We start from the raw sequence: 5700 nt of genomic DNA on the forward strand, positions 1-5700 counted from the left end.
CGTTGTGTGGTGGATCGCCATCACAATCCTTGGAACTATTCTGCTCAACAACACCGTATTCGGTAACTGGATCTTTGCATCCGGTGGCGACAAGAATGCCGCACGTAACGCCGGTGTTCCAGTAGATCGCACCAAGGTGACTCTGTTCATCATGACCTCACTGTCTGCTGCTCTTGTTGGCATCATGCTGGTACTTCGCTTGCGCGGTATGCAGGCTGGACAGGGTGTTGGCCAGGAGTTCTACTACATCATCGCCGCAGCTGTTGGTGGCACCTTGCTCACAGGTGGTGCAGGTTCCGCAATTGGTGCATCGATTGGTGCAGCAATCATGGGTATTGCCGCCATCGGTATCCCTTACGCGATGTGGGACCAGGACTGGGTATCGACCTTCCTCGGTGTCATCCTCTTCGCAGCTGTACTCGTCAACACTCTCATTTCTAGGAAAGCAAACGGAGCTCGCAAATGACCACGCCAGCACTAGAACTTAAGCACGTTGGTAAGGCGTTCGGAAACGTAATCGCCCTCAACGATGTCAGCCTCGTCGTTGATCCCGGCACAGTCACCTGTGTTCTGGGTGACAACGGTGCCGGTAAGTCCACCCTGATCAAGATTCTCTCCGGTGTTCACAAGAACTCTTCCGGTGACTTCCTGGTCGATGGTGAACCTGCTGACTTCAACTCACCTCGTGATGCACAGGCTCGCGGTATTGGAACTGTGTTCCAGGACCTCGCAACTGTTCCACTGATGTCGATTTGGCGTAACTTCTTCCTCGGTAACGAGCCCACCAAGTGGTGGAAGCCACTGGGCTTCTTGAACACCAAGTACGCCAAGGAAGTAACTAAGAACGAACTGCTTGATATGGGTATCGATCTTCGTGACCCCAACCAGGCAATTGGTACCCTTTCCGGTGGTGAGCGTCAGGCTGTAGCAATTGCTCGCGCTGTTCACTTCGGTGCAAAGGTTCTCATCCTCGATGAGCCCACCTCTGCTCTGGGTGTTCGCCAGTCTGGAATCGTTCTGAAGTACATCCTCGCTGCACGTGAACGCGGTGTAGCTGTTGTGTTCATTACTCACAACCCTCACCATGCCTTCTTGGTTGGTGACCGTTTTTACCTGCTCAACCGTGGCCGCATGATTGCGGACTTCAAGCGTGGCAACGTTGAGCTCGACGAGCTCATCCAGGCCATGGCCGGTGGAGCTGAACTGGAAAGCCTGACCCACGAGATTCAGGTCATCCGCAAGTAACAATTTCCGAAAGAGCCTTGCGCTCTTGAGGGAGGGAACATCTAGCCCCAGACGCCCTGAGGCGTCTGGGGCTAGATGCTTAAACCGATAAAGGAGTAAAGATTGTCATCCCCGTTCTCTCTCGCCGTTTGTGCTGAAATGGTCTTCACCGATCTCCCCGTCGTGGACCGTGTGAAAGAGATCCACTCGCGTGGATACTTGGTTGAGATCTGGGACTGGAGCAACAAGGACCTAGAGGCACTAGCTGCTACCGGGGCGACCTTTAGCTCCATGACCGGTTACCTGCGCGGAGAGCTCATTGGCGCTGACGGAGCCAACGAGCTCCTCGAGACTGCCCGCCTCTCGTGTGAGGCCGCAAAGATCATCAACCCTCCTCGCCTCAACGTTCACGGCACCGGGTTAGATGACAAGGGTCTTCCCGTGAAGCCTCAAAACACCGTGACCGCACAAGAGCGAGTCCAGGCCATTGACACATTGAAGCGCTTGGCGGACTTAGGCGCCGAATACGACCGAGTCTTTATGCTCGAGAACCTCAATCTCCTCGTTGACCACATGGGCACTCCCTTTGGTCGGGCTGAAGACACCATTGCGCTTATTTTGGAGATTAACCACCCTCACTTGAAGCTGAACCTTGACCTGTATCACGCACAAATTGGTGAGGGTAACCTCATTGAGCTGTGTAAGCAGGCTCTGCCCTGGATTGGCGAGATCCAGATTGCAGACGTTCCAGGCCGTATGGAACCTGGCACGGGCGAGATCAACTACAACGGCGTATCAGCAGCCCTCCAGGCCATGGGCTACACCGGAGTTATCGGTATGGAAGCCTGGGCTTCGGGTGACTCTGATCTTGCTCTAGAGAGATTTAAGGCTGCCTTTAGCTAGCCTGAAGGAATGAGCTCAACTTTCATCAAGCCGCGCTGGAGTCTCAGCGCGGTTTTATGGATCTGTGTCCTGGGCATCATGGCCGGTTTCCAAACCTGGCGAGGCGCCTATGTTGACGGCATCCTCTTCTTCTCGCTGGTCGCGATGTTGATAATCGATCGCCTGACCGGCGGTCGCATCGTCATCATGAAGAAGCCCATCGCTGCGCCCAAGATCCTCACGCTGGCCATCACCGGGGTTCTGGGAGTGGTGCTCGTTCTTGCCCCGCGTCACAGCTGGGTTGATTTGGCGGTGTTTATTGCCATTGGGGTCACTGTGCTTCTAGTTGCCTGGGAACCTGCCCCAGAACGTGAACAGCGCCCGCACAAAGCGTTGCTGCGATCGATGTGGATGTGGTCCATGCTTGCGGTGGCTATCTGCTTGTGGGAAGCAACTGCTTTCGTTCTCAGCGTCAACATGCCAGGTGGCAATGAGAACTATCCAACTATCTCTGTGCTCCTGGACCCCTTCGTGGAGAACGTCTGGGGCAGGCTGGTCTTTGTCGGGCTCTGGTTAGCTGCAGGCTATGGCCTGCTGCGGTTCTGGAGGCGCACATGATCCGGGCCATCGTGATTGCTGGATATCTCGTTGTGGTGGCGGTTGCCATCATCAGTGAGGTTTATGCCCAGCGAAAGCCCAACAACTTTGCCCCCATTGGGGACATGTTGGAACACGTGATGACCTCACGCACCACGCGAGTCAGCGTGATAGCCGCATGGTGGTGGTTCGGATGGCACTTTGCCTTCGCAGACACCGTGCAATTAGAGCTCTAAGGGCTACTTCTCCACCAAGGTGACTGAGAACGAGTAGAGGTCTGGGCGGTAGCAGTGGTGACCAAACTCCACAGCACGACCTGAGTTATCGAAAGCAGTGCGATCCATCGTGAGGAGGGCTGCGTTCTTTTCAATGTCAAGGTAGTCAGACTCTTGATTTGTTGACTTGCGAGCACCGATGCGCTGCTTAGCCACTCGCATGGTGACACCACGTGAACGTAGAACTTGGTAGAGACCGTGTTCTGAAACGTCGTTTTTACTCAAAGTGGTGAAGTCTTCGGGAAGCCAGTTCTCCATCACCGCAACGGGTACACCATCAGAGAGGCGAATACGGTGGAGATACAAGGTGGGGGAGCCCAGGGAAACAGCGAGCTGCTCGGCAATCTTGGCATCAGCAGGAACAACCTTGAACTCCAGCATTTCAGTGCTGGGCTTTTGACCGCTGTTCTCGAGGTCATCGTTCAAGCTGGTGAGTTCAACACCACGGGTGACCTGACCGTGAACAACCTGGGTTCCCACGCCACGACGACGAACCAAGAGACCTTTGTCAACGAGATCTTGGATTGCGCGACGAATGGTGGGGCGGCTGAGACCAACGCGCTCGCCGAGAGCAACTTCGTTCTCAATGCGTGAGCCGGGAGGAAGCGTTCCGTTGAGAATGGCGGCTTCAATGATCTGAGAAACCTGAAAGTAGAGGGGGATAGGGCCAGTGCGTTCTAGTTTCATGAACTCAGACAGCGGAAGGATTTGTTCCGAAGGTGTCATTGCGGTGTTCCTCTACGTAGTGCTTACATGGCATCAACTTTGACACCATGTCATGACATTAGCACCACAGAACGATAGAATTGGAGCAATTAGACCGAAATTTCACGGCATTTTTTATCCACATTTCAGGCAACAGCGAGGTCGTCAGATGGAACAGATTGAGTTCACCACCCGCAAGTGGGTGCGCCCGGAAGACCTCAATGCCAATGGCACGCTTTTTGGTGGTTCGCTCCTCAAATGGATTGATGAAGAAGCCACCATCTATGCCATCTTGCAGCTGGGTAATCGTCGCGTGGTGACCAAGATCATTTCTGAGATCAACTTCGTCGCCTCTGCTATTGAAGGCGACCTCATCGAGATGGGTCTGGTTGCCACCAAGTTCGGCACCACCTCGATCACCATGCGTGCTGAGGTGAGGAACATGATTACTCGCAAGTCCATCCTCACCGTGGACCACATCGTGTTCGTGGGTCTGGATGAGAATGGCAAGCCATTCCCTCACGGGTACACCTCCGCCACCTCGGAGCGGGACCGCATCCCTACTACCTAAACGGCACTAGTCTCTTCTCTGTGACCGGTACGATTAACCCTTGTGGCTCTAACTATCGCAATCGTGGGACTGCCCAATGTCGGCAAGTCAACCCTGTTCAACGCTCTGACTAAGAGCACCGTTCTCGCAGCGAACTATCCGTTCGCCACGATTGAGCCCAACGTGGGAGTGGTCAACCTCCCCGATGAGCGCCTTGGCGTTCTCGCGGGTATCTTCGGCTCCGAACGTCTGCTGCCTGCAGCAGTGTCGTTCGTCGACATTGCCGGCATTGTGAAGGGTGCGTCCGAAGGTGAAGGCCTGGGTAACAAGTTCTTGGCTAACATCCGTGAAGCTGACGCTATTGCGCAGGTTGTCCGCGGATTCTCTGACCCTGACGTGGTTCACGTCGATGGCAAGGTCAACCCTGCCTCTGACATGGACACCATCAACACCGAGCTGATCTTGGCTGACCTCCAGACGCTGGAGAAGGCCATTCCTCGTATTGAGAAGGAAGTAAAGGGCAAGAAGGCTGAGCCTGCTGCTCTCGAGACTGCTCTCGAAGCTCAGAAGGTGCTCAACGACGGCAAGCCACTGTCTTCCACCACCATTGATCTTGCTCCCATCAAGGAACTGGGTCTGCTCACCGCAAAGCCCTTTATCTATGTGTTCAACGTGGATGAGGATGTTCTCGGTGACGACGCTAAGCGCAAGGAGCTCGAAGCTCTCGTGGCACCTGCCAAGGCAGTTCTCCTCGATGCCAAGCTTGAGTCTGAACTCATCGACCTAGACGCGGCAGATGCTGCTGAGTTGCTGGCTTCAACCGGCCAGGATGAGTCCGGTCTCGACCAGCTCGCTCGTATTGGCTTTGACACCCTGGGTCTCCAGACTTACCTCACCGCAGGCCCTAAGGAAGCACGTGCCTGGACCATTGGTAAGGGCTGGAAGGCTCCTCAGGCAGCTGGTGTGATCCACACCGACTTCGAGCGTGGCTTTATTAAGGCAGAAATCATTTCCTTCCAGGACCTCGTGGACACCGGCTCTGTTGCCGAAGCACGCGCCAAGGGCAAGGCCCGCATGGAAGGTAAGGACTACGTCATGCAAGATGGCGACGTAGTCGAGTTCCGCTTCAACGTCTAAGGGAGTGCAGCATGTGTGGAGGGTACGCGCTCGCGGAACCGACCGAAGTGCTGGAAGACGTCTTCAACGTTGACCTGGTGGGGGAGAACCTCCCTGGACCCAGCTGGAATATCAGGCCCACCAACCAGGTGCCCATCGTGGTGGACACCGTGGATGCATCAGGCGACCAGCGACGACGCTTAGAAAGCGCTCGCTGGTCTCTGATTCCTTCCTGGGTGAAGGGTGAACCACCCAAGTTCTCCACCTTCAACGCTCGAAGTGAAGATGCCGCGTCGAAAGCGTCTTGGCGAGATGCCGTGAAGTCCAAGCGCTGTGTGGTTCCGGCTTCTG

Annotated in this window: 8 protein-coding genes and 1 pseudogene; 8 read left to right on the top strand and 1 reads right to left on the bottom strand. The window is 55.2% G+C overall.

The features are described from left to right. From RR877_RS01725 to RR877_RS01745, 5 genes and pseudogenes are all read left to right on the top strand, one after another. Positions 1 to 466: pseudogene (locus tag RR877_RS01725) on the top strand (ABC transporter permease); the annotation flags it as partial. Continuing rightward, a complete protein-coding gene (locus RR877_RS01730; RefSeq protein ID WP_332627621.1) occupies positions 463 to 1245 on the top strand; it encodes an ATP-binding cassette domain-containing protein in 783 nt (260 codons plus the stop codon). The pseudogene RR877_RS01725 and the gene RR877_RS01730, both read left to right, overlap by 4 nt. 102 nt (positions 1246 to 1347) lie before the next feature. Further along, on the top strand, positions 1348 to 2127 hold the full coding sequence (locus RR877_RS01735) for a TIM barrel protein (protein ID WP_332627623.1): 780 nt from the start codon (positions 1348 to 1350) through the stop codon (positions 2125 to 2127). Positions 2128 to 2136: 9 nt separating this feature from the next. Next, positions 2137 to 2724: a hypothetical protein gene (locus RR877_RS01740; protein ID WP_332627625.1), complete on the top strand. Its 588-nt coding sequence runs from the start codon at positions 2137 to 2139 to the stop codon at positions 2722 to 2724. After that, positions 2721 to 2939: a DUF6186 family protein gene (locus tag RR877_RS01745; protein WP_332551152.1), complete on the top strand. Its 219-nt coding sequence runs from the start codon at positions 2721 to 2723 to the stop codon at positions 2937 to 2939. Before RR877_RS01740 ends, RR877_RS01745 begins: the two co-directional genes overlap by 4 nt. A 3-nt stretch (positions 2940 to 2942) precedes the next feature. Here the strand turns inward: RR877_RS01745 and RR877_RS01750 are convergent, their stop codons facing one another. Then, a complete protein-coding gene (locus RR877_RS01750) occupies positions 2943 to 3704 on the bottom strand; it encodes a GntR family transcriptional regulator (RefSeq protein WP_332619170.1) in 762 nt (253 codons plus the stop codon). 148 nt (positions 3705 to 3852) lie between these two features. Between RR877_RS01750 and RR877_RS01755 the strand changes: the two genes are divergently transcribed. From RR877_RS01755 to RR877_RS01765, 3 genes are all read left to right on the top strand, one after another. Beyond that, positions 3853 to 4254: a hotdog domain-containing protein gene (locus RR877_RS01755; RefSeq protein WP_332551154.1), complete on the top strand. Its 402-nt coding sequence runs from the start codon at positions 3853 to 3855 to the stop codon at positions 4252 to 4254. Positions 4255 to 4296: 42 nt separating this feature from the next. Then, a complete protein-coding gene (gene ychF / locus RR877_RS01760; RefSeq protein WP_277495214.1) occupies positions 4297 to 5370 on the top strand; it encodes a redox-regulated ATPase YchF in 1074 nt (357 codons plus the stop codon). Positions 5371 to 5381: 11 nt separating this feature from the next. Then, a partial coding sequence (locus RR877_RS01765; protein WP_332627626.1) for an SOS response-associated peptidase family protein occupies positions 5382 to 5700 on the top strand: 319 nt, incomplete at its 3' end.

The sequence above is a fragment of the Aurantimicrobium sp. genome (genome assembly GCF_036667855.1).
Taxonomy (GTDB): domain Bacteria; phylum Actinomycetota; class Actinomycetes; order Actinomycetales; family Microbacteriaceae; genus Aurantimicrobium.